17 protein-coding genes are annotated in these 19,402 nt (G+C 72.8%); 5 read left to right on the forward strand and 12 right to left on the reverse strand.

All coding sequences use genetic code 11. From position 1 onward, the window contains the following. The first annotated feature begins 4 nt into the window (after nt 1-4). Both OG574_RS26225 and OG574_RS26230 read left to right on the forward strand, forming a co-directional pair. Complete coding sequence (locus OG574_RS26225) at nt 5-370, forward strand: hypothetical protein (protein ID WP_326775188.1); 366 nt, start codon at nt 5-7, stop codon at nt 368-370. After that, nucleotides 367-642 (forward strand): DUF4031 domain-containing protein, encoded by a 276-nt coding sequence (locus OG574_RS26230; RefSeq protein ID WP_326775189.1) that lies wholly within the window; start codon nt 367-369, stop codon nt 640-642. Before OG574_RS26225 ends, OG574_RS26230 begins: the two co-directional genes overlap by 4 nt. On the opposite strand, the gene OG574_RS26235 is transcribed toward OG574_RS26230, so the two are convergent. The 4 genes from OG574_RS26235 to OG574_RS26250 all read right to left on the reverse strand — a co-directional run bounded on the left by OG574_RS26235 (nt 590) and on the right by OG574_RS26250 (nt 3,409). Then, a complete protein-coding gene (locus tag OG574_RS26235) occupies nt 590-1,822 on the reverse strand; it encodes a Cmx/CmrA family chloramphenicol efflux MFS transporter (protein ID WP_326778621.1) in 1,233 nt (410 codons plus the stop codon). The two genes, OG574_RS26230 and OG574_RS26235, sit on opposite strands and share 53 nt — an antisense overlap. A 130-nt stretch (nt 1,823-1,952) precedes the next feature. Continuing rightward, nucleotides 1,953-2,453, reverse strand: coding sequence for a GNAT family N-acetyltransferase (locus OG574_RS26240; protein ID WP_326775190.1), 501 nt, complete (start codon nt 2,451-2,453; stop codon nt 1,953-1,955). A 31-nt stretch (nt 2,454-2,484) separates the two neighbouring features. Next, nucleotides 2,485-3,135, reverse strand: a complete 651-nt coding sequence (locus tag OG574_RS26245) for an HD domain-containing protein (RefSeq protein ID WP_326775191.1) — start codon at nt 3,133-3,135, stop codon at nt 2,485-2,487. Between the two features lie 55 nt (nt 3,136-3,190). After that, nucleotides 3,191-3,409, reverse strand: coding sequence for a hypothetical protein (locus OG574_RS26250; protein ID WP_326778853.1), 219 nt, complete (start codon nt 3,407-3,409; stop codon nt 3,191-3,193). Nucleotides 3,410-3,675: 266 nt separating this feature from the next. Here OG574_RS26250 and OG574_RS26255 point away from each other — a divergent pair, with 266 nt between their 5' ends. Then, a complete protein-coding gene (locus OG574_RS26255) occupies nt 3,676-5,715 on the forward strand; it encodes a HelD family protein (RefSeq protein WP_326775192.1) in 2,040 nt (679 codons plus the stop codon). 7 nt (nt 5,716-5,722) lie between these two features. Here the strand turns inward: OG574_RS26255 and OG574_RS26260 are convergent, their stop codons facing one another. Further along, complete coding sequence (locus OG574_RS26260) at nt 5,723-6,415, reverse strand: copper homeostasis protein CutC (RefSeq protein ID WP_326775193.1); 693 nt, start codon at nt 6,413-6,415, stop codon at nt 5,723-5,725. Nucleotides 6,416-6,549: 134 nt separating this feature from the next. Next, the gene (locus OG574_RS26265) at nt 6,550-7,500 is read right to left on the reverse strand and encodes a hypothetical protein (protein ID WP_326775194.1); all 951 of its coding nucleotides are present in this window, start codon (nt 7,498-7,500) and stop codon (nt 6,550-6,552) included. 191 nt (nt 7,501-7,691) lie between these two features. Here OG574_RS26265 and OG574_RS26270 point away from each other — a divergent pair, with 191 nt between their 5' ends. After that, a complete protein-coding gene (locus OG574_RS26270) occupies nt 7,692-9,968 on the forward strand; it encodes a heavy metal translocating P-type ATPase (RefSeq protein WP_326775195.1) in 2,277 nt (758 codons plus the stop codon). Between the two features lie 54 nt (nt 9,969-10,022). Here the strand turns inward: OG574_RS26270 and OG574_RS26275 are convergent, their stop codons facing one another. Continuing rightward, on the reverse strand, nt 10,023-11,675 hold the full coding sequence (locus tag OG574_RS26275) for a DNA repair helicase XPB (protein WP_326775196.1): 1,653 nt from the start codon (nt 11,673-11,675) through the stop codon (nt 10,023-10,025). Between the two features lie 118 nt (nt 11,676-11,793). After that, a complete protein-coding gene (locus OG574_RS26280; RefSeq protein WP_326775197.1) occupies nt 11,794-14,313 on the reverse strand; it encodes a helicase-associated domain-containing protein in 2,520 nt (839 codons plus the stop codon). 141 nt (nt 14,314-14,454) lie between these two features. Here OG574_RS26280 and OG574_RS26285 point away from each other — a divergent pair, with 141 nt between their 5' ends. After that, entirely contained in the window at nt 14,455-15,456 is a 1,002-nt protein-coding gene (locus tag OG574_RS26285) for a hypothetical protein (RefSeq protein ID WP_326775198.1), read from the forward strand. A 12-nt stretch (nt 15,457-15,468) separates the two neighbouring features. Here OG574_RS26285 and OG574_RS26290 read toward each other — a convergent pair whose 3' ends face one another. From OG574_RS26290 to OG574_RS26305, 4 genes are read right to left on the reverse strand one after another with little or no spacing between them, the layout of a single operon-like run. Beyond that, nucleotides 15,469-16,446: an ABC transporter substrate-binding protein gene (locus OG574_RS26290; RefSeq protein ID WP_326775199.1), complete on the reverse strand. Its 978-nt coding sequence runs from the start codon at nt 16,444-16,446 to the stop codon at nt 15,469-15,471. Further along, entirely contained in the window at nt 16,443-17,306 is an 864-nt protein-coding gene (locus OG574_RS26295) for an ABC transporter ATP-binding protein (RefSeq protein WP_326775200.1), read from the reverse strand. Before OG574_RS26295 ends, OG574_RS26290 begins: the two co-directional genes overlap by 4 nt. Next, nucleotides 17,303-18,364, reverse strand: a complete 1,062-nt coding sequence (locus OG574_RS26300; RefSeq protein ID WP_326775201.1) for a FecCD family ABC transporter permease — start codon at nt 18,362-18,364, stop codon at nt 17,303-17,305. Before OG574_RS26300 ends, OG574_RS26295 begins: the two co-directional genes overlap by 4 nt. Beyond that, nucleotides 18,361-19,377 (reverse strand): FecCD family ABC transporter permease, encoded by a 1,017-nt coding sequence (locus OG574_RS26305; RefSeq protein WP_326775202.1) that lies wholly within the window; start codon nt 19,375-19,377, stop codon nt 18,361-18,363. Before OG574_RS26305 ends, OG574_RS26300 begins: the two co-directional genes overlap by 4 nt. Nucleotides 19,378-19,402 lie beyond the last annotated feature (25 nt).

Raw genomic sequence — 19,402 nt, forward strand, 5'->3', positions numbered from 1 at the left:
CTACATGGAGATCAGCCCCCTCGAACAGGCGCTGCACGCGGCCCGCGCCCTCGTACTCGCCGACCTCGGCTCCGGCGAGATCGCCCACGCCGACGTCGTGTCCCTCGTCGAGGACTCGATAGTGCACCGTCGCTGGTGGGTCGAGCAGTGGCCGGAAGGGATCGAATACGTCGCCGGGCTCGTCGCGCAGGACGTCCAGGACGGACTCCTCGAACGCGCCGGCCGCTGGCCCCTGTGCCCGGTGTGCGGCTCAGGCGAACCCCACGCCCTCGATGTGGAACCGGAGTTGGGCCCCGACCCGCACTGGGTGTGCAGCGAGGCGGGCGTGGTCGTGGCGCCCGTGGGGTCCCTCGGCACCGTCGCGCGATGACCGTCTACATCGATCCGCCGACCTGGCCCGGGCACGGGCGCATGTGGTCCCACCTGGTCAGCGACGTCTCCTTCGGCGAGCTCCATCTCTTCGCCGAGCTGCTCGGCGTCCCGCCCCGCGCCTTCGAGCGCGACCACTACGACCTGCTGTCGCACCGCTACGAGGACGCGGTGCGGGCCGGGGCCGTGCAGATCGGCTCGAAGGAGCTGGTGCGCAGGCTCACCGAGGCGGGGCTGCGGAGGCCGAAGGGGCGTCCCGCGGTGGAGAGTTGAGGCCCGACTTGGGGGACGTGGCGATCACCTTCGTGGTCGACCGGTGCATGCGCAGTGACACCGCCGTCGCGCCGATCGCCGTCACCGTCATCGCGGCGCCCGCCCACGCCGTCGCCGGGTAGCCGAGCCCCGCGTCGATCACCGTGCCGCCGAGCCACGGCCCGCCCGTGTTGCCCAGGTTGAACGCCGCCGTCGTCGTCGCCCCCGCGAGCGTGGGGGCCGCGCCCGCCACGTTGAACATGCGGGCGTTCAGCGCCGGCGCCGTATAGAACGCCGAGAAGCCCATCAGGAACGACAGCGCCACCGCCGCCACCGCGAACCCGCCGAGCAGCGCCAGCGCCACCAGGAACACCGTGGATGCCGCGATCCCGCTCAGCAGCACCCCGAAGAGGTGGGCGTCCGCGACCCGGCCACCGACCGTCGTACCCACCAGCGCGCCGACGCCGAAGAGCGCGAGGACCGTCGGGACCCAGCCCTCGTCGAGGCCCGCCACATCCGTGAGCAGCGGTGACAGATAGCTGAACGCGCAGAACACGCCGCCCGCCGCCAGCGCCGTCACGGTGATCGAGAGCCAGACCTGGCTGTCCCGGTAGATCGCCAGCTCGCGCCGCGGCTGCGGCCTCTGCGCGGGGAGCGGGATCCGCGGGATCAGCGTCACCACCCCCACCAGCGCGATCGCCGAGGCCGCGCCCACCGCCCAGAACGCCGCCCGCCAGCCCAGACCGTCACCGAGGAACGCGCCCGCCGGGACGCCCAGCACGTTCGCGATCGACAGACCGCCGATCATCACCGCCATGGCCCTCGCCCGCTGCGTCACCGGCACCAGGCCGATGGCCACCGCCGCGCCCACGGCCCAGAACCCCGCGCAGGCCAGCGCGCTCACGACCCGCGACGCGAACAGGACCGCGTACGTCGGCGCCAGCGCCCCCGCGACCTGGCCCAGGCCGAACACCGAGATCAGCGCGATGAGCGCGGTGCGGCGCGGCAGGCGCAGCGTCGCCACGGCGAGCAGCGGCGCGCCCACCACCATGCCGAGCGCGAAGGCCGATATCAGCAGGCCCGCCTGCGGGATCGTGACGTCCATGTCGTCGGCGATCGCGGGCAGGATGCCTGACAGCATGAACTCGGACGTGCCCAGCGCGAATACCGCCAGGCCCAGGATGTAGACGGCCAGCGGCATGCGGGTGGGGGCGTCCACGGGGGCGTCCACAGGGGCAGTCGCGACGGCGTCCGCGGGGGCTTCGGCGGCGTCTTCGGGAGCTTTTCGAGCAGAGTCAGGCATGACGTGACACAACGCGACGCAGCGGTGCTTAAATTCCCAACAGTTCGTACGCGCAGAGGTCCTCTGTCGTCGGAATCCGTACGAAACCGGCCCGCTCCAGTACCCGTTGGGACGGGCCGTTGTCCAGGTCAGTGTTCGCCGTCACCGCGGTGACGGCCGACTGCGACAGCGCCCATGCCGCTATCGCCCGCACCGCCTCCGTCGCGTAGCCCCGGCCGCGCGCCCCCTCCGTCACGTCGTAGCCGATCTCGACGCGGCCCTCCTCGTCCGGAGCGCTGTGGAAGCCGATCCCGCCGACCGCGCGTCCGTCCTCGATCCGCACGATCGCGTACGTTCCCCAGCCCTCGCGGTACGTGCCCGCCGCGTGCGCCTTCACCGTGATCCCGGAGCCGGTCCGGGTGCCGTCCGGTGCGTCCCCGTCCAGCCAGGCGAACCCGCCCGACCCGCTGTCCGCGTTCAGGTCCCTGGCCGACTCCAGGGACAGTTCGTGCAGGCGTACGCGGGCGGCCGCGATGGTGAGGAGTGTCATGGGGCGAGGATGCGGCAGCCGCTCGCGCCGATCAACCGGTTTGGGGAGTCAGCAGGTCAAGCTCCGCCGTGAGGTTCTCGCGGGCCCGCTCCTCCCAGTGCGCAGCGCCGTACGGGGTGCGGAACAGGCGGGGCAGGGCGAGGAGTTGCCGCAGGACGGCGGCGCGGCCCTCGCGGAACGGTTCGTCCGGTACGAAGCCGTACTCCTCCCGGACCGCCGCCGCGTAGGCCGCGTACGCGTCCGGGGCCGCCGCCAGGATCGCCAGGTCCGCGTCGCACAGGACCTCGCCGTTGTGGTCGTCCTCGTCCGGGTCGTGCGTCACCGTGAGCAGGACCAGGCGGCTCACCTCGTCGATCTGCTGATCCGTCAGGCCCGCTTCCGACAGGGCCCGTTCGGCCAGGCGCGCGGAGCGCTCCTCGTTCGTCGAGCGCTCGGGGAGGTACACCGCGTCGTGGAACCAGGCCGCGAGGCGGACCAGGGCCGGGTCGTCGGCGTGGTCCTCCAGTACGTCGATGTGGTCCAGGACCGCCTTGAGGTGCGTCGTCGTGTGGTAGCGGCGCTGTGGCTCCGACCAGCGGGCCAGGAGGTCGTCCGCGTAGGCGTCCGGGGTGGTGGGTGTGGCTGTCGCGTGCTGCGCCGTGGCGAGTGTCTCAGCCCAGGCTTTCCTCAGGTCGTCCCGCATGCGGCGACCCTAGACCCTGCCGGTGAACCTCGTCGGCAGGCCCCGTCGGCACTCCCTAATCCGGGGGTGGCCCGTACGGTCCTGAATCCGGGGGTGGCCCGTACGGTCCTGATCGTTTCTGTACGCCGGCCTCCTCGTCGTACTCGCCCAGAAGGATCACGCCGAGCGCCGAGGTCACGATGACCTTGGCCGCTCGCAGGACGTTTCCGAGGCGGTGGGGGTGGTGGGTCTCCGTGACTGCGGTGGCACCGTGAGTGAACGTCATGGTCGTCATGTCCCCATGGTGGAATACGGGCATTCCGTGCACATCGGTCCGGAGGTGTAGGTTGCGGCGGCGGGCGTGCGTCCTGGGGGTGACTCCGTCCCCTAGGGCCCTCACGGCTCCCCGGAAAACGGGAAATAAATGTGTTGGTCGCGTGTTGAGGCGGGAGTAAGGTGGTCCGCCTTGCCCGCCTCCCTCCGTGGAGCGCCGCCGCCCGGACGGAAACCGGTCGGCTGCCGTGTGTAACCGACCCCCCCCGGAGCCCGGAGGCATCGCCCGTGTCCCTCGACGACCCGCTCTCCCGCGAGCGCGCCCACCTCACGTCGTCCCGTTCCGCCCTGCGCGCCATGCGCGAGGACGTGGAGTCCCTCAACATCGCCGACGTCACCGCGAACTGGGTGAACGCCGCCGTTCTGCAGCGCCAGATCGACGACCGGATCAAGGCCCTGGCCGACCTGTCGCACACCCCCTTGTTCTTCGGGCGGCTCGACTACCTGCACGCCCCCGGCGCCGACCAGGCCGAAGGGGCCGGCGGGGAGCGGTTCTACATCGGGCGGCGGCATGTTCATGACGCGGCCGGCGATCCGATGGTCATCGACTGGCGCGCCCCCGTCTCGCAGCCCTTCTACCGCGCCTCGAAGAAGGACCCGATGGACGTCGGGCTGCGCCGGCGGTTCGGGTACACGGGCGGGGACCTCACCGCGTACGAGGACGAGCGGCTGTCCGATCCCGCCGAGGCCGAGGTCGTGAGCGCGCTGCTCCAGGCCGAGATCGAGCGCCCCCGCGTCGGGCCCATGCGCGACATCGTTGCCACCATCCAGCCCGAGCAGGACGAGATCGTGCGGAGCGGGCTCTCGGGGTCCGTGTGCGTCCAGGGAGGGCCCGGTACCGGAAAGACCGCCGTCGGCCTCCACCGTGTCGCCTATCTGCTGTACGCCCACCGCGAGCGGCTCGCCCGCACAGGGACCCTGGTCATCGGGCCGAACCGGTCCTTCCTCCACTACATCGAGCAAGTGCTGCCCGCGCTGGGTGAGCTGGAGGTCAAGCAGGCCACCGTCGACGACCTCGTCGCCCATGTGGAGGTGCGGGGCGCCGACGGCGCGGACACCGCCGTGGTCAAGGGCGACGCGCGGATGGCCGAGGTCCTGCGGCGGGCCGTGCGGTCGCACATCACGCTGCCCGTGGAGCCCCTCGTGGTCGTGCGCGGGTCCCGGCGGTGGCGGGTGCCCGCGTACGAACTGGAGGAGATCGTGCGGGAGTTGATGGCGCGCGACATGCGCTACGGCGCCGCCCGAGACGCGCTTCCGCAGCGCATCGCCCACGCCGTCCTCGTACAGATGGAGCGGTCGGGAGAGGCGCCCGACGACCGTGTGCAGGACGCCGTGGCCAGGAACGCGGCCGTCAAGGCCGCCGTGAAGGTCCTCTGGCCCGCCGTCGATCCCGCGAAGCTCGTGCTGCGGCTGCTGTCCGACGCCGAGTTCCTCGCCGAGCACGCGGAGGGTGTCCTCAGCGAGGACGAGCAGAAGTGCGTGCTGTGGGAGCGGCCGGCGCGCAGTGTGCGGGCCGCCAAGTGGTCCTCCGCCGACGCCGTGCTGATCGACGAGGTCACCGATCTCGTCGCCCGTACGCACTCCCTCGGGCATGTGGTGCTCGACGAGGCGCAGGACCTCTCGCCGATGCAGTACCGGGCCGTCGGGCGGCGCTGCACCACCGGGTCCGCCACCGTCCTCGGCGACCTCGCGCAGGGCACGACGCCCTGGGCCACGCGCAGCTGGGCCGAGGCGCTGCGGCATCTGGGCAAGGAGGAGGCCGTGGTCGAGGAGCTGACCGTCGGATTCCGCGTGCCGCGCGACGTCATCGCGTACGCGTCCCGGCTGCTGCCCCACATCGCGCCCGGACTCGCGCCCGTCTCGTCCGTCCGTGAGAACCCCGGCGCCTTCGAGGTCCGGGAGGCTGCGCGCGGGACCGACGACGTGGTCGCCGCGTGTACCGAGGCGCTGGAGCGGGAGGGGTCCGTGGGTCTCATCGCCGCCGACGCCCGCCTCCCCGCACTGGCCGCAGCCCTCGCGGACGCCGGGATCACCTACCTGGGCCCCGGCGAGGAGACCACCGCCGAGACCCGCCTCACCCTCGTACCGGCCTCGCTCGCCAAGGGCCTCGAATACGACTACGTGGTCCTCGACGAGCCCGCCGCCGTCGTCGACGGCGAACCCGACGAGCGGACCGGACTGCGGCGTTTGTACGTGGCGCTGACCCGGGCCGTCTCCGGTCTGGTCGTGGTCCACGCCGCGGAGCTGCCGGAGCAGCTGGCGGTGTGACGGCCGCCTAGGGGGTGTCGACCGCCTCGCGCCACGTGCGGACCGCCTCCGTCGACACCGGGGCCGTCCAGCCCCGGGGGCGGGCCGCGCCGCCGATGTGGAAGGCGTCGATGCCCGCCGCCTTCAGGCGCGGCAGGTGGTCGAGGCGGAGGCCGCCGCCGACCAGGATCTGCTGCTCGTAACCAGGTTCGCCCGAGCGGGCCGCCTCCGCCGCCAGGACGTCGAGCCCGGCGTCCACGCCGTCCGGTGAACCGGCCGTCAGGTAAGTGTCGAGGCCCGGCGCGTGCGCGAGGTGCTTGCGCAGGCCGGCGCGGTCCGCGGTCCGGTCGATCGCGCGGTGGAACGTCCAGCGGCAGCCGTCCAGCTCGGCCGTGATCCGTTCGACCGCCGCGAGGTCGGGGCCGCCCGCCGGGTCGAGGAAGCCGAGCACGAACTCGTCGGCCCCCTCCGCGCGCAGCCCGCGCGCGGTCTCGGCCAGCGCGTCCAGATCGCCCGCGGCGAATCCGTCCGCGAGCCGGATCATGACCCGCAGCGAGATGCCGACGGCCGCGCGGATCCGGCCGAACGTCTCGCGCGACGGGGTGAGCCCGTCCGCCGCCATGTCGGTGACCAGCTCAAGGCGGTCGGCGCCGCCCGCCTGGGCCGCGACGGCGTCCTCGGCGCCGAGCGCGATCACCTCCAGGACTGCACGCTTGCTCATGGGACCCCTTTGTCGGTTGCGAAGGCGGGTGCGGATGCGGTGGCGCCGGGCTCCAGGGCCTGTCGTCACAACAGGTCCTAGAGGTCTAGTCCAATAGGCCAGACTACGCGCAGACGGCCCGCGCCGACAGACGATCAGTGGCCGTGCCCCTCCGAATGATCACCCGCGCTCCGCCCGGCGTGCACCGTGAATTCCGCCGTGCGCACGGTGCCGTTGTGCTTGAAGTCCAGGAAGAGGCGGTACGTCCCGTTGCTGGGCGCCGTCGCCGTGAACGAGACCTCCGGCCCCGGCCCGCCCTTGTTCGGGTGGACGTGGAGATACGCGAGGTCGCCGGAGCGCAGGGCGACCAGATGCCCGTACGAGCCGAGGTAGGGCTGGAGGTCGGTGACCGGCCTGCCGTTCTTCGCGACGCTCAGGGTCAGCTCGCTCGCCGAGCCCGCGGCGAGGTCCCCGCCCAGCCGCACCTCGTAGCCGTCGCCGGCGTCGGCGGTGCGCGAGGCTGCCGGGAGGTCTCGGGGTGCGTACTTTCCGGCGACCGACAGGTCCGCCCCGAGGGTGAGGCCCTCCTTCTCCGCCTGCGGGGCGAAGTCGGCGAAGACCCGGTATCCGCCCGCCTTCGGCAGCTCGACCGGCGTCTTCCAGGTGCCGTCCGCCGCGCGGGCCGGGTGCAGATGGCGGTAGACCGTGAGGTCCCGCGAGGCCACGATCAGGTGCAGCTGCTTGCCGTGCTCCGTCCGGTACGCGGTGACCTTGCGGCCCGTGTCGTCCTTCGTGATCGCGAAACTCAGCTCGGTGCGCTCTCCGGCGGCGGCGATGCGCCGGGTCCGCAGGTCGAGCGTGTAGCCGCGCTCGGAGATCTGCAGCCCGCCGGGGGCGGCGGCCGCGGTGTCCGATGCGCCGTGGCCGGCGTGCCCGTCCGGCGCCTCCTGCGTACGTCCTTTCTCCGCATGCCCTCCCTCCGCATGCCCTGCCGTCTTCTGTTCGCCTGCGGCTATGGGGTCGACGCCCCTGCCCACCCCGTACGCGGTGCCGAAGGTCGCGGCGACGGCGGCTGCGAAGGCGGTGATCTTCAGTCCGGTCTTCATGACGGCTCCTGGTGTGCGGACGGTGCGGACGGTGTCGGTGTCCGGTGGCTGATAGCCCGACCATACCCCTGGGGGGTATGAAGTCAAGCGGTGGGAGCGCTTGCGTCAGATACCCCCCATGGGTATAGATTGGATCTCGTAAGCGATACCCACCCCAGGTACCGGAGTCGGACCGCAACCGAGGAGGCCTCATGTCGGTGCACCCAGCCGCCACCGCGCCCTCCGCCGCCCCGGCGGCAGAGGTGGAACTCGCCATCGGCGGCATGACCTGCGCCTCGTGCGCCGCCCGGATCGAGAAGAAGCTGAACCGTATGGACGGCGTGGCGGCGACCGTCAACTACGCGACGGAGAAGGCGAAGGTCACCTTCGCCGACGGGGTGGCCGTGGCCGACCTGATCGCGACGGTCGAGGCCACCGGGTACACGGCCCAGGAACCGCCCGCGACCGACGAGGAGAAGGCCGAGGAGGCGGAATCGCAGGCGTCGGCCGACTCACTCGCGCCGCTCCGGCAGCGACTGATCACCGCCGTGGTGCTGGCCGTGCCCGTCGTGGCGATGGCGATGGTCCCCGCCTTCCAGTTCGAGTACTGGCAGTGGCTGTCGCTCACGCTGACGGCACCCGTCGTGACGTACGCGGCCTGGCCCTTCCACAAGGCCGCCTTCACGAACGCGCGGCACGGCGCCGCGACGATGGACACGCTCATCTCCGTCGGGACGTCGGCCGCGTTCCTCTGGTCGGTGTGGGCGCTCTTCTTCGGAACCGCCGGCATGCCCGGCATGACGCACGCCTTCGAGCTGACCATCGCCCGCAGCGACGGCGCCGGGAACATCTACCTGGAGGCCGCCGCCGGAGTCACCGCCTTCATCCTCGCCGGGCGCTACTTCGAGGCCAGGTCCAAGCGGAAGGCCGGCGCGGCGCTCAAGGCGTTGCTCGAACTCGGGGCCAAGAACGTCACGCTCGTGCGCGAGGAAGGACGTGAAGAGACCGTCCCCGTAGCCGAGTTGAAGGTCGGCGACCGGTTCCTCGTACGGCCCGGCGAGAAGATCGCCACCGACGGCGCAGTGGTCGAGGGCGCTTCCGCCGTCGACGCCTCGATGCTGACCGGCGAGTCCGTCCCCGTGGAGGTCGCAGTCGGGGACGCCGTCACCGGCGCGACGCTGAACGTCGGCGGACGCCTCGTCGTCGAGGCCACCCGAGTCGGCGCGGACACCCAACTCGCCCGTATGGCACGTCTCGTGGAGGACGCGCAGAACGGCAAGGCCGCCGCGCAGCGCCTCGCCGACCGGATCTCCGCCGTGTTCGTGCCGGTCGTCATCGGGCTCGCGCTGGCCACGCTCGGGTTCTGGCTCGGCAACGGCGCCGGGATCACGGCCGCCTTCACCGCGGCCGTCGCCGTCCTCATCATCGCCTGCCCCTGCGCCCTGGGCCTCGCCACACCGACGGCGCTGATGGTCGGCACGGGGCGCGGCGCGCAGCTCGGCATCCTCATCAAGGGCCCGGAGGTCCTGGAGACCACGCGGGCGGTCGACACGATCGTCCTGGACAAGACCGGAACGGTCACGACCGGCCGGATGACGCTGCTCGCCACACACGTGGCGGACGGCACGGACGCAGGTGAAGTCCTGCGTGTCGCGGGGGCGTTGGAGCACTCCTCGGAGCACCCGATCGCGCAGGCCATCGCGGACGGGGCCCGCGAGAAGGTGGGCGAGCTCGGCGCCGTCGAGGACTTCGCGAACCTTCCCGGGCTCGGCGTGCAGGGCATCGTGGACGGCCACGCCGTACTCGTCGGCCGCGAAAAGCTCCTCGCCGAGTGGGAGATCCGTCTGCCGGTGGAGCTGGAGCGCGCCAAGGCGGAGGCCGAGGCGGCGGGGCGCACGGCCGTCGCGGTGGCCTGGGACGGGGAGGCCAGGGCGGTCCTCGAAGTCGCGGACGCGGTGAAGGAGACCAGCGCGGAAGCGGTACGGCGACTGCGGGGCCTCGGCCTGACACCCATCCTCCTCACCGGCGACAACGAAGCCGTGGCGCGTTCGGTGGCCGCCGAGGTCGGCATCGACGAGGTGATCGCGGAGGTCATGCCGCAGGACAAGGTCGACGTGGTGAAGAGGCTTCAGGGCGAAGGGCGTTCCGTGGCCATGGTCGGTGACGGCGTCAACGACGCGGCGGCCCTGGCGCAGGCCGACCTCGGGCTCGCGATGGGCACGGGCACGGACGCGGCGATCGAGGCCGGCGACCTGACGCTGGTCCGGGGCGACCTGAGGGCGGCGGCCGACGCGATCCGCCTGTCCCGGCGGACGCTGGGGACGATCCGCACCAACCTGTTCTGGGCGTTCGCCTACAACGTCGGCGCGCTGCCGCTGGCCGCGGCGGGCCTGCTGAACCCGATGATCGCGGGCGCGGCGATGGCGTTCTCGTCGGTGTTCGTCGTGGGCAACAGCCTGCGCCTGAGGAACTTCAGGCCGCAGTCGTAGGAATGAGCAACAGGGCCCGTCCACACACCGTGGACGGGCCCTGCTTGCTGATGGTCAGCTGCCCTGCTCGCCCGCGAGGAGCTCGTCGGCGTCGACGATCCGGTACGCGTAGCCCTGCTCGGCGAGGAAGCGCTGGCGGTGGGCCGCGAAGTCCTGGTCGATGGTGTCGCGGGCGACGACGGAGTAGAAGCGGGCCTCGTGCCCGTCGGCCTTCGGGCGCAGGACCCGGCCGAGGCGCTGTGCCTCCTCCTGCCGGGACCCGAAGGTGCCGGACACCTGGATCGCGACCGTGGCCTCGGGCAGGTCGATCGAGAAGTTGGCGACCTTGGACACGACGAGGACGGAGATCTCGCCGTTGCGGAACGCGTCGAACAGCTTCTCGCGCTGGGCGTTGCTGGTCTCGCCCTTGATGACGGGGGCGTCCAGATGCTCGCCCAGCTCGTCGAGCTGGTCGATGTACTGCCCGATGACGAGGGTCTGCTCACCCTGGTGCTTGCGCACGAGGGCCTCCGTCACCTTCCGCTTGGTCGCGGTGGTGGCGCAGAAGCGGTACTTCTCCTCGGCCTCCGCGGTCGCGTAGGCGAGCCGCTCGCTGTCGGTCAGATTGACGCGTACCTCGACACAGTCGGCGGGCGCGATGTAACCCTGGGCCTCGATCTCCTTCCACGGAGCGTCGAAGCGCTTGGGGCCGATCAGCGAGAAGACGTCCGACTCGCGCCCGTCCTCACGCACCAGCGTCGCGGTGAGGCCGAGGCGCCGCCGGGCCTGGAGGTCGGCGGTGAACTTGAAGACGGGAGCGGGCAGCAGATGCACCTCGTCATAGATCACGAGCCCCCAGTCGCGGGAGTCGAAGAGCTCCAGATGCGGATAGATGCCCTTCCGCTTCGTGGTCAGCACCTGATACGTGGCGATGGTGACGGGCCGGATCTCCTTCTTCGTCCCGCTGTACTCGCCGATCTCGTCCTCGGTCAGGCTCGTCCGCTTGACCAGCTCGTGCTTCCACTGCCGGGCGGAGACCGTGTTGGTGACGAGGATGAGCGTCGTCGCCTTGGCCTCGGCCATCGCGCCGGCGCCCACCAGCGTCTTACCGGCGCCACAGGGCAGCACGACCACGCCGGACCCGCCGTGCCAGAAGCCCTCGACGGCCTGCTTCTGGTAGGGGCGCAGCGCCCAGCCGTCCTCCGCGAGTTCGATCTGGTGCGCCTCGCCGTCCACGTAACCGGCGAGGTCCTCGGCGGGCCACCCCAGCTTGAGGAGCGTCTGCTTGATCTGGCCGCGCTCCGAGGGGTGCACGGCGACGGTGTCCGCGTCGATGCGGGCGCCGACCAGCGGGGCCACGCGCTTGGAACGGAGGATCTCCTCGAGCACCGGCCGGTCCGTGGTGGTCAGGACGAGGCCGTGCGCCGGGTGCTTGGACAGCGTGAGACGCCCGTACCGGTCCATGGTCTCGGCGATGTCGACCAGGAGCGCGTGCGGGACGGGGTAGCGGCTGTACTCGACGAGGGCGTCCACGACCTGCTCGGCGTCGTGGCCGGCGGCCCGCGCGTTCCACAGCCCGAGCGGCGTCAGCCGGTAGGTGTGGATGTGCTCCGGGGCGCGCTCCAGCTCGGCGAAGGGCGCGATGGCGCGACGGCAGGCGTCGGCCTGGTCGTGGTCGACCTCCAGGAGCAGCGTCTTGTCACTCTGGACGATGAGCGGTCCGTTCACGTGTATCCCTTCCACCGCGCTCCGCGAGGCGCGGGGCCAAACGTCCAGTGTGCCGCATGACGCGTACGAACCGCGTACGGTCGGCGGCCGACGGGACGTGGGGGCACGGACCCCGGCGTCAGGCCTCGGCCTCCAGCTCGGCCACCCCGGTCACCCGGTGCAGCGGATACGTCCGCACCTCGTCCGCCGTGTGGTCGTACGCGGTGACGAACCCGCCCTCGACCCGGATCGGGGCGATCACGCGCTGGCTGGCGGAGCCCTCCGCGTTCACATAGCCGATCCACACGGCCTCACCCGTCAGGACGGCCGCCTGCATCGTGGCCAGCGTGTCCGCCGCGCTGGTACGGGGAAGCGCCCCGCTCTGCTCGCCCGGCGCGTGCTTGCGCGGTGTCGTGGAGGCGAGGTCACCCGCGCGGATCGCGCGCACGGCGGCGGTCAGGAGCGTGCCGTCCGGGACGGGCGGCCCCTCCGGGACGGGCTCGGGGGCGCTGCGCGGCGGAGTGCGGCGGGCGTGGGCGCGGGTGATCAGCACATCGCCCTCGGGACTCTCCGCGGCGGGCGCGAACCCCATCTGCCGCAGGCCCTCCAGGAGCGCCGCGGGGTCGGCCTGCGCGGCGAGGACGGTCGGCGCGAGCCGCCGCAGGCGCAGGGCGGCGGAGCGCTTGTCGGCGAGGATCTCGCCCAGGAGTACGTCGTCGTCGCAGCGCACGTACGCGGAGGCGGCGCCGATGCGCAGATGCCCGTGCTTACGGGCCACGTCGTCGATGAGGTACGCGAGGGGCTGCGGGACGGGCGTACGGGAGTGCGTGTTCAGGAAGTCGTGCAGGTCGGAGGCGGTGCGGCCGGAGTCGAGTGCGCGCCGTACGGACCCGGGCGTGAACCGGTAGACGGTCGCGCCGCCCTTGGACTCCACGTCGGCGAGGACGGAGAGCGCCTCGGCGAGGGGCCGTTCCAGGGGCCCGGGGGCGACCGCGGTCAGGTCGGCCTGAAGAAGGACATGGTCCAGCGGCTCGGGCAGCAGCGGAGCGAGCAGAGCGACGGCGGCCGCCTCCGCAGCAGTCGTCACACCGCCCTCAAGAAGTGCCCGCCCGTGCTCGGACAGGGCACCCCGACCCGTGAAGCCGAGCAGTTCCGCCTCCGTGAGGGTCCACCGGGCGATGCGGGCGCGCAGGTCGTCGGGGTCACCGGCCTCGTCGGAGGAGGCGGCGGCGCCGCGCAGGGGCCGCTCCCAGCGGAGCCGGGCGAGGAGGGTCTCGGGGTCGGGGGAGGCGCCTTCGGGCAGCTCGGAGAGGAGCGCGAGCACGCGGCGGCGGACCTCCGGAGCGGCGGAGCGGTCGAGGTGCGGCCCGAGCACGGAGAGGGTGCGCCCGGCCGCGGAGACGGCGACGGCGCCGTCGCGCCCGCCGACCAGGCCGGAGGTGCGGGTGGCGGGGAGCCAGGCGGCGACGAGCCGCGCCCAGCGGTCGGCGGCGGGCTGCTCCAGCCAGTCGTCGTAGGCGGGCGTCGCGGCGTACTGCTCGTCGGCCTCGCCGTCGGACGCGATGAGCCCGGCGGCGTAGGCGAGTTCGACCCAGAACGCGGCGAGGGGCTCGGTGGTGTCGAGGGCGGCGGCGGTGCGCTTGAGGTCGCGCACGCTGAGCCCCCCGGCGCGGAGAACGGCGGGCCCGCCCTCGTCCCAGTCCTTGAGCAACTCCTCGACGGTGGCGAGCGCGGTGTAGGCCTGCCCGGCGCCGGTCGCGTTCACGACGGTGGGGCGGTGGGTGGCGGCGGGTTCGACGGCGGGGGGTACGGGTTCCAGGGCGCGGTGGGCGCGTCCGCCGCGCAGGTGGAGGGCGGCCTCGCGGGGCAGCACGACGGTCCCGGGCGCCGTCGGCAGGAGGAGTCCGCGGTCGAGGAGCCAGCGCAGATGGGCGGCGGGCTCGGCGGTGACCTGGCCGTAGGGCGGGCCCCAGACGAGCCGGGAGAGGACCTCGACGGCGTCCGCGGGCGCCTCGTCGAGGAGGGCCGACATGCGCGGCCGGTCGGTGAAGAGCGCGGTCAGCGAGGCGACGGCGGAGACCGGGTCGTGCGTGGAGGCGAGGCCCGCGGCCGTCACGATCTCCTGGACACGGCCGGGGGACATGCCCGAGGTGGCCTCGGCGACGGTGGGGCCGAGGCCGGTGGGGGAGGGCCGCTGTGGCGCGGGGGCGAGCAGCTCACGGGCGGTGCGCACGAGGCGGAGCCGGTCGTCGGGCCCCCAGAGCAGGGCCTGTTCGCGCAGGGCGGCGACGGCGTGCGGCAGAGCGGCGGAGACCGTACGGGCGTCCACGCCCGCGTCGTCCCCCTCGTCCCCGGCGAGCAGAGCGAGGAGGGTGCCGTATGTGGTGGGGTCCGGGGCGACGGCCAGCGCCTCCGCGGTCTGGAGCGTGAAGCGGTCCAGGTGCTCGAGCGCACGGATCACGGACGCGCGGGTGCCCGCACGGGTGGCGAGCTGCGTGAGGTCGCCGGGAACAGGGTTGAGCAGATCGGGGCGGGCGCGCAGGAGTGCGCCGAGGGAGGCGTCGTCGCGGGCGCGCAACGCCTCGGCGAGGGACCGGGGGGCCGTACTCCCCGCCCCGCTCCCGTCCTCGGCGGCGCGGTCCGGCTCGTGAGTGCTCATCCGGGCCACGGTAGCGCCTGACCGGCCCGCCGGGCGGTGGCCCCGCTGGGCCCGGAAGAGGCCCCCGGTGCCGCGCCGGGCACGGTAACGTCGTAAAACGGGTGAACGAACCGTCAACACCACCACCCCGGAGGGCACTTCGTGGGGATCGAGAGCGATCAGCTCGTCTTCGACTATCTGAGCCGGGTCGGCGACCTGGCCCAGCAGCGTCAGCTGCCCTCCGGCACGCGGATGCGCCTGGTGTCGGAGCTGCGCAACGAGATCGAGACGCGGCGCGCGAAAACGACGGTGGACAGCCCGGCCGCGGTGCGCCGGATCCTGGAGCGCCTCGGCACGCCGGACGAGGTGGTGATGGGCGCGGGCAGGGGCCGCGGCCCGGCGGAGCCGGAGGCGCCGCGGGCGGCGGTGCCCGTGCAGAGGTCGAAGGAGCAGCGGCCCAAGGAGCCCCGTCCGAAGGGCCTTCGGCGGATCGTGCCGGGCCCGCGCACGGAGCCGCAGGAGGACGAAGAGGTGCGGGACGCGCCGTCGCCGCCGCATCTGGCGGGGACGGACGAGCTGGGGGAGCCGGGTTCGGAGCCGGACTGGTGGCGCGTGGACAGCAGCCCGTTCGGCGTTGCGGACACCGTGCCGGGGTTCGTGGGCGGCGTCGAGATCCCGGAGATACTCAAGCCGCCGGGCAAGGACGACCCGCGCCTGCCCAAGGCACGCAGGGCCGCGGCCGGGACGGAGGACGAACTCCCGGACGACGAGCCGGAGACGGGCACGGAGAAGACGCTCCGGGGGCGCCGCCTCCCGACCCTGCCCGGCCGGCCGAACCCACTCCTGCTGCTCGCCGCCGCGCTCCTCGTGGCCGGCGCGGTCATGGGCAACTGGTTCGCGCTGGGCCTCGGCTGGATCATCGCGTACGCGTCGCGGCGCCTCAGCGAGGGCGAGTCGAAGGTGGCCGTGCTGTGGCTGCCGGGGCTCGCGGTGACGGCCGGGCTCGTGTGGCTGTGGGGCCGCAACACCGGGCGGTGGGGCGAGCCGATCGCGGACGGGCGGATGAGCGACGCGATCGGCGCGACGTGGCCGTGGGTGGTGCGGGGGGCGGCCGTCGCCTCCGCGCTCTTCGTGGTGTGGAGATCGCAGCGGCAACGGCCTTGAAGAGAGAGGCTGTCAGGCGGTCAGGTCCTTCTGGAACTCGTCGAGGATCTGGTGCGCGGCGGTGTAGCCGATGCCCGCGATCCACAGGTTGTCGTCGACCTTGAAGACCTTGCCGTCCTCGGACGCCCTGAGGTTCTTCCACAGGCCGCTCTTCATCGTCTCTGTCGCCTTGGCCTTGCCCGGGTCGCCGTAGGTCGAGGTGAAGATGACGTCCGCGTCCGCGAGGTCGACCTTCTCGGGGCTCACGTCGTACGAGAACCCGTCCTTGGCCTTGTCGGTGATGGCGGGGCGGCCGACGCCGAGGTCGGCGAGGATCGAGCCGATGTAGTTCTGCTTGCCGTAAATGCGGATGTCGGCGCCCTCGACGAAGCGGACGAAGTTGATGTCCGTCGCGGCGGCCTTCTCCTTGCCGCCGATCGCGGCGGTCACCTTCGCGACGTGCGCGTCGTAGTCGGCGATGACCTTCTTCGCCTCGGCCTTCCTGCCGAGCGCGTCGGCGTGGACCTGGAAGTTCTCCTTCCAGGCGGTGCCGGTGGACTCCGTCATCACGGTCGGGGCGATGGCGCTGAGCTGCTTGTAGCGGGCGCCGTCGCGGACCTTGCTGGTGAGGATGAGGTCGGGCTTGAGGGCGGCGACGGCCTCCATGTCGGGGTTGGCGATCTCGCCGACCTCCTTGATGCCCTTCACCTCGTCTCCGGGCAGGTAGGACGGGAAGCCCGCCTCCGTCGCCGCGTGCGTCGCGCCGACGGGCTTCACGCCGAGGGTGAGCGCGGAGTCGAGCTCGCCGGTGTCCAGGACGACGACGCGCGTGGGGTGTTCGGGCACCTTCACGTCACCCATCGCCGTACTCACTGTGTGCGTCTTCCGGGATGTCGGGGCAGCCGCGTCGGAGCCGGAGTCCCCGTCGGACGAGCCGCAGGCGGTCAGGGCCAGGGCGCCGGTCAGGACGAGTGCTCCGGCGGTGAGGGCGCGATGATCGCTGCGGGTCATGAGGCTGCCTTCCGGGAGAGGGAGTCGGACGGGGCGTCGGGCCGGGCAACGGACCGTTCGCCGGGCCGGGCGTCGGCCTGCCAGGGCGCGCCCGGCACGATCAGCGGGGAGCCGGTCACCGGGTCGGGGACGACCACGCAGTCCAGGCCGAACACCTCCCGTACGAGGTCCGCCGTGACGATCTCGGCGGGCGGGCCCTCGGCGACGATGCGGCCGGACTTCATGGCGACGAGGTGGTCGGCGTAGCGCGCCGCCTGGTTGAGGTCGTGCAGGACGAGGACGACGGTGCGGTCCTTGTCGTGGTTCAACTGGCGTACGAGGTCGAGGACTTCGACCTGGTGGGCGATGTCGAGATATGTGGTCGGCTCGTCGAGGAGCAGCAGTTCGGTCTCCTGGGCGAGCGCCATGGCGATCCAGACGCGCTGGCGCTGGCCGCCGGAGAGCTCGTCGACGGAGCGGTCGGCGAGGGCCGCGACGTCGGTGCGTTCCATGGCCTCGGTGACGGCGCGCTCGTCGGCGTCGGACCACTGCTGCCACCAGTGCTGGTGGGGTTGGCGGCCGCGGGCCACGAGGTCGGCGACGGTGATCGCCTCGGGCGCCACGGGCGTCTGCGGCAGCAGCCCGATCTGCTGGGCGATCTTCTTGGTGGGCAGCTTGGTGAGCGCTTCACCGTCGAGGAGCACGGAGCCGCTCTTCGGCTTGAGGAGCCGGCCGAGGGCGCGCAGCGTGGTCGACTTGCCGCAGGCGTTGGGTCCGACGATGACGGTGACGCGGCCGTCGGGGACGGCGAGGTCGAGGTCGTGGACGACGGTGCGGTCCTCGTAGGCGAGGGTGAGCGCGCTGGTGCTGAGCCGGGTCACCGGTTTCCTCCCGTGCGGCTGCGGATGATGAGCCAGATCAGGTACGGCGCCCCGACGGCGGCCGTGAGGACACCCACCGGGAGTTCGGTGGGGGAGAACAGGCGCCGGGCCAGCAGGTCGGCCACGACGACGATGAACGCGCCCAGGAGCGCCGAGCACAGGAGCGGGATCTGGGCGGTGCGCGTCACGCGGCGGGCGATCTGCGGGGCCAGGAGCGCGACGAAGTCGACGGGCCCTGCGGCGCCGGTCGCCACGGACGCGAGGACGACGCCGAGCAGGACGAGGCCGAGGCGTACGCGGCCGAGGCGGACGCCGAGCGCGGTCGCCGTGTCGTCGTCCATGGCCACGGTGCGCTGGGCGCGTGCGGCCCACGCCACGAACGGGACGAGGACGAGGAGGGTCCAGCCGAGCGGGGCGGCCTCCGCCCAGCCGCGGCCGTTGAGCGAGCCCGTCATCCAGATCTGCGCCTGCTGGGCGACGAGGTAGTCGCCCTTCGTCATGAAGAGCGTCGTCACCGACCGCAGCGCGATGGCGAAGCCGATGCCGATGAGGACGAAGCGCGTCGCGTGGAGCCCTCCGCGCCAGGCGAAGGCGTACACGAGGAGCGCCGCGAGGAGGCCGCCGAGTACGGAGAGGTAGGGCAGGACCGCGTACGACGTGACGCCGAACGTCATCGCGCCGACGGTCAGCGCGCTCGCGCCCTGGCTGATGCCGATGATGTCGGGGGACGCGAGGGGGTTGCGGGCGACGGTCTGGATGAGGGCGCCCGCGGCGCCGAACGCGGCGCCGACGAGGAGGCCGACGACCATGCGGGGGGCGCGCAGCGTGCCGACGACGAGTTCGTCCGGCGACGGCCGGCCGGTGATGACCCTGAGGACTTCGCCGGGGGCGATGAACGACTCGCCGACGCAGAGGTAGGCGAGGCAGGCGGTCGCGAGGAGGACCACGAGGGACGCGGCGGCGACGGCGGCCCTGCGGTGCAGGAGGAACGCGGCGCTGCCCGCCCGGACGACGGAGTACCCGGCGGGGCGGACCCGGGGCGCGGTGGTCGTACTCATGCGGGGACCGCCTTGCGCCGGACCAGGGTGACGAGGAACGGGACGCCGATCAGCGCGGTCATCACACCCGCGGGGACCTCGCTCGGCGGGAAGACGACGCGGCCCACGGTGTCGGAGACGAGGAGCATGACGGGGCCGATGAGGGCCGCCATCGGCAGGACCCAGCGGTGGTCGCTGCCCACGACGGCCCGGGCTATGTGCGGGACGGCCAGGCCGATGAAGGCGATCGGTCCGGCGGCGGCGACGCCGACGCCGGTGAGGACGGTCGCGCCGAGGCCGCCGACGATCCGTACGGTAGCGACCCGCTGGCCGAGACCCTTGGCGACGTCCTCGCCGAGCGCGAGCGCGTCGAGGCCGCGCGCGACGGACAGCACGAGGAGCACGCCGACGACGAGGAACGGCCATATCTGGCCCACGATGTGCGCGTCCCTGCCGGACAGCGAGCCCACCTGCCAGAACCTGAACTCGTCCATGGCGGACGCCTTCGTGGTGAGGACGGCCGTGGTGACGGAGACCAGGAGCGCGTTGATCGCGGCGCCCCCGAGCGCGAGTTTCACCGGCGTCGCGCCGCCGCGCCCGCTGGAGGCGATGGCGTAGACGGCGACGGACGCGAGCGCGGCGCCCGCGAACGCGAACCAGACGTAGCCGGTGAGCGTGTGGATGCCGGCGAACGCGATCGCGAGGACGACGCCGACGGACGCGCCCTGGCTGATGCCGAGGATCCCGGGGTCGGCGATGGGGTTGCGGGTGATGCCCTGGAGGACGGTCCCGGCGAGGGCGAGCGCGGCGCCCACCATCAGGCCGACCAGCGTGCGCGGCAGCCGCAGGCCCCTGATGACCTCGGCGTCGTCGCTGTGGCCGCCGTGCACGAGCGCGTCGAGGACCGCTGACGGGGCGATCGCGCGGGCGCCCACGGCGAGGCTGAACAGGACCGCGAGAACGAGGGCCACGAGCGCGGCCGCCGTCCAGACGATGCGTCGCCGCGCGGCGGGGGCGGCTGAGATCTGACCCATGGACCAATCCGAGGTTGGTAAGGCT

Source organism: Streptomyces sp. NBC_01445, assembly GCF_035918235.1.
Classification (GTDB): domain Bacteria; phylum Actinomycetota; class Actinomycetes; order Streptomycetales; family Streptomycetaceae; genus Streptomyces.

Bases quoted from the DNA above. Each gene is read 5' to 3' on its own strand.
- OG574_RS26225 (WP_326775188.1), top strand. From the start codon at position 5: ATGGAGATCAGCCCCCTCGAACAGGCGCTGCACGCGGCCCGCGCCCTC.
- OG574_RS26230 (WP_326775189.1), top strand. From the start codon at position 367: ATGACCGTCTACATCGATCCGCCGACCTGGCCCGGGCACGGGCGCATG.
- OG574_RS26235 (WP_326778621.1), bottom strand. From the start codon at position 1,822: ATGCCGCTGGCCGTCTACATCCTGGGCCTGGCGGTATTCGCGCTGGGC.
- OG574_RS26240 (WP_326775190.1), bottom strand. From the start codon at position 2,453: ATGACACTCCTCACCATCGCGGCCGCCCGCGTACGCCTGCACGAACTG.
- OG574_RS26245 (WP_326775191.1), bottom strand. From the start codon at position 3,135: ATGCGGGACGACCTGAGGAAAGCCTGGGCTGAGACACTCGCCACGGCG.
- OG574_RS26250 (WP_326778853.1), bottom strand. From the start codon at position 3,409: ATGACGACCATGACGTTCACTCACGGTGCCACCGCAGTCACGGAGACC.
- OG574_RS26260 (WP_326775193.1), bottom strand. From the start codon at position 6,415: ATGAGCAAGCGTGCAGTCCTGGAGGTGATCGCGCTCGGCGCCGAGGAC.
- OG574_RS26265 (WP_326775194.1), bottom strand. From the start codon at position 7,500: ATGAAGACCGGACTGAAGATCACCGCCTTCGCAGCCGCCGTCGCCGCG.
- OG574_RS26270 (WP_326775195.1), top strand. From the start codon at position 7,692: ATGTCGGTGCACCCAGCCGCCACCGCGCCCTCCGCCGCCCCGGCGGCA.
- OG574_RS26280 (WP_326775197.1), bottom strand. From the start codon at position 14,313: ATGAGCACTCACGAGCCGGACCGCGCCGCCGAGGACGGGAGCGGGGCG.
- OG574_RS26290 (WP_326775199.1), bottom strand. From the start codon at position 16,446: ATGACCCGCAGCGATCATCGCGCCCTCACCGCCGGAGCACTCGTCCTG.
- OG574_RS26300 (WP_326775201.1), bottom strand. From the start codon at position 18,364: ATGAGTACGACCACCGCGCCCCGGGTCCGCCCCGCCGGGTACTCCGTC.
- OG574_RS26305 (WP_326775202.1), bottom strand. From the start codon at position 19,377: ATGGGTCAGATCTCAGCCGCCCCCGCCGCGCGGCGACGCATCGTCTGG.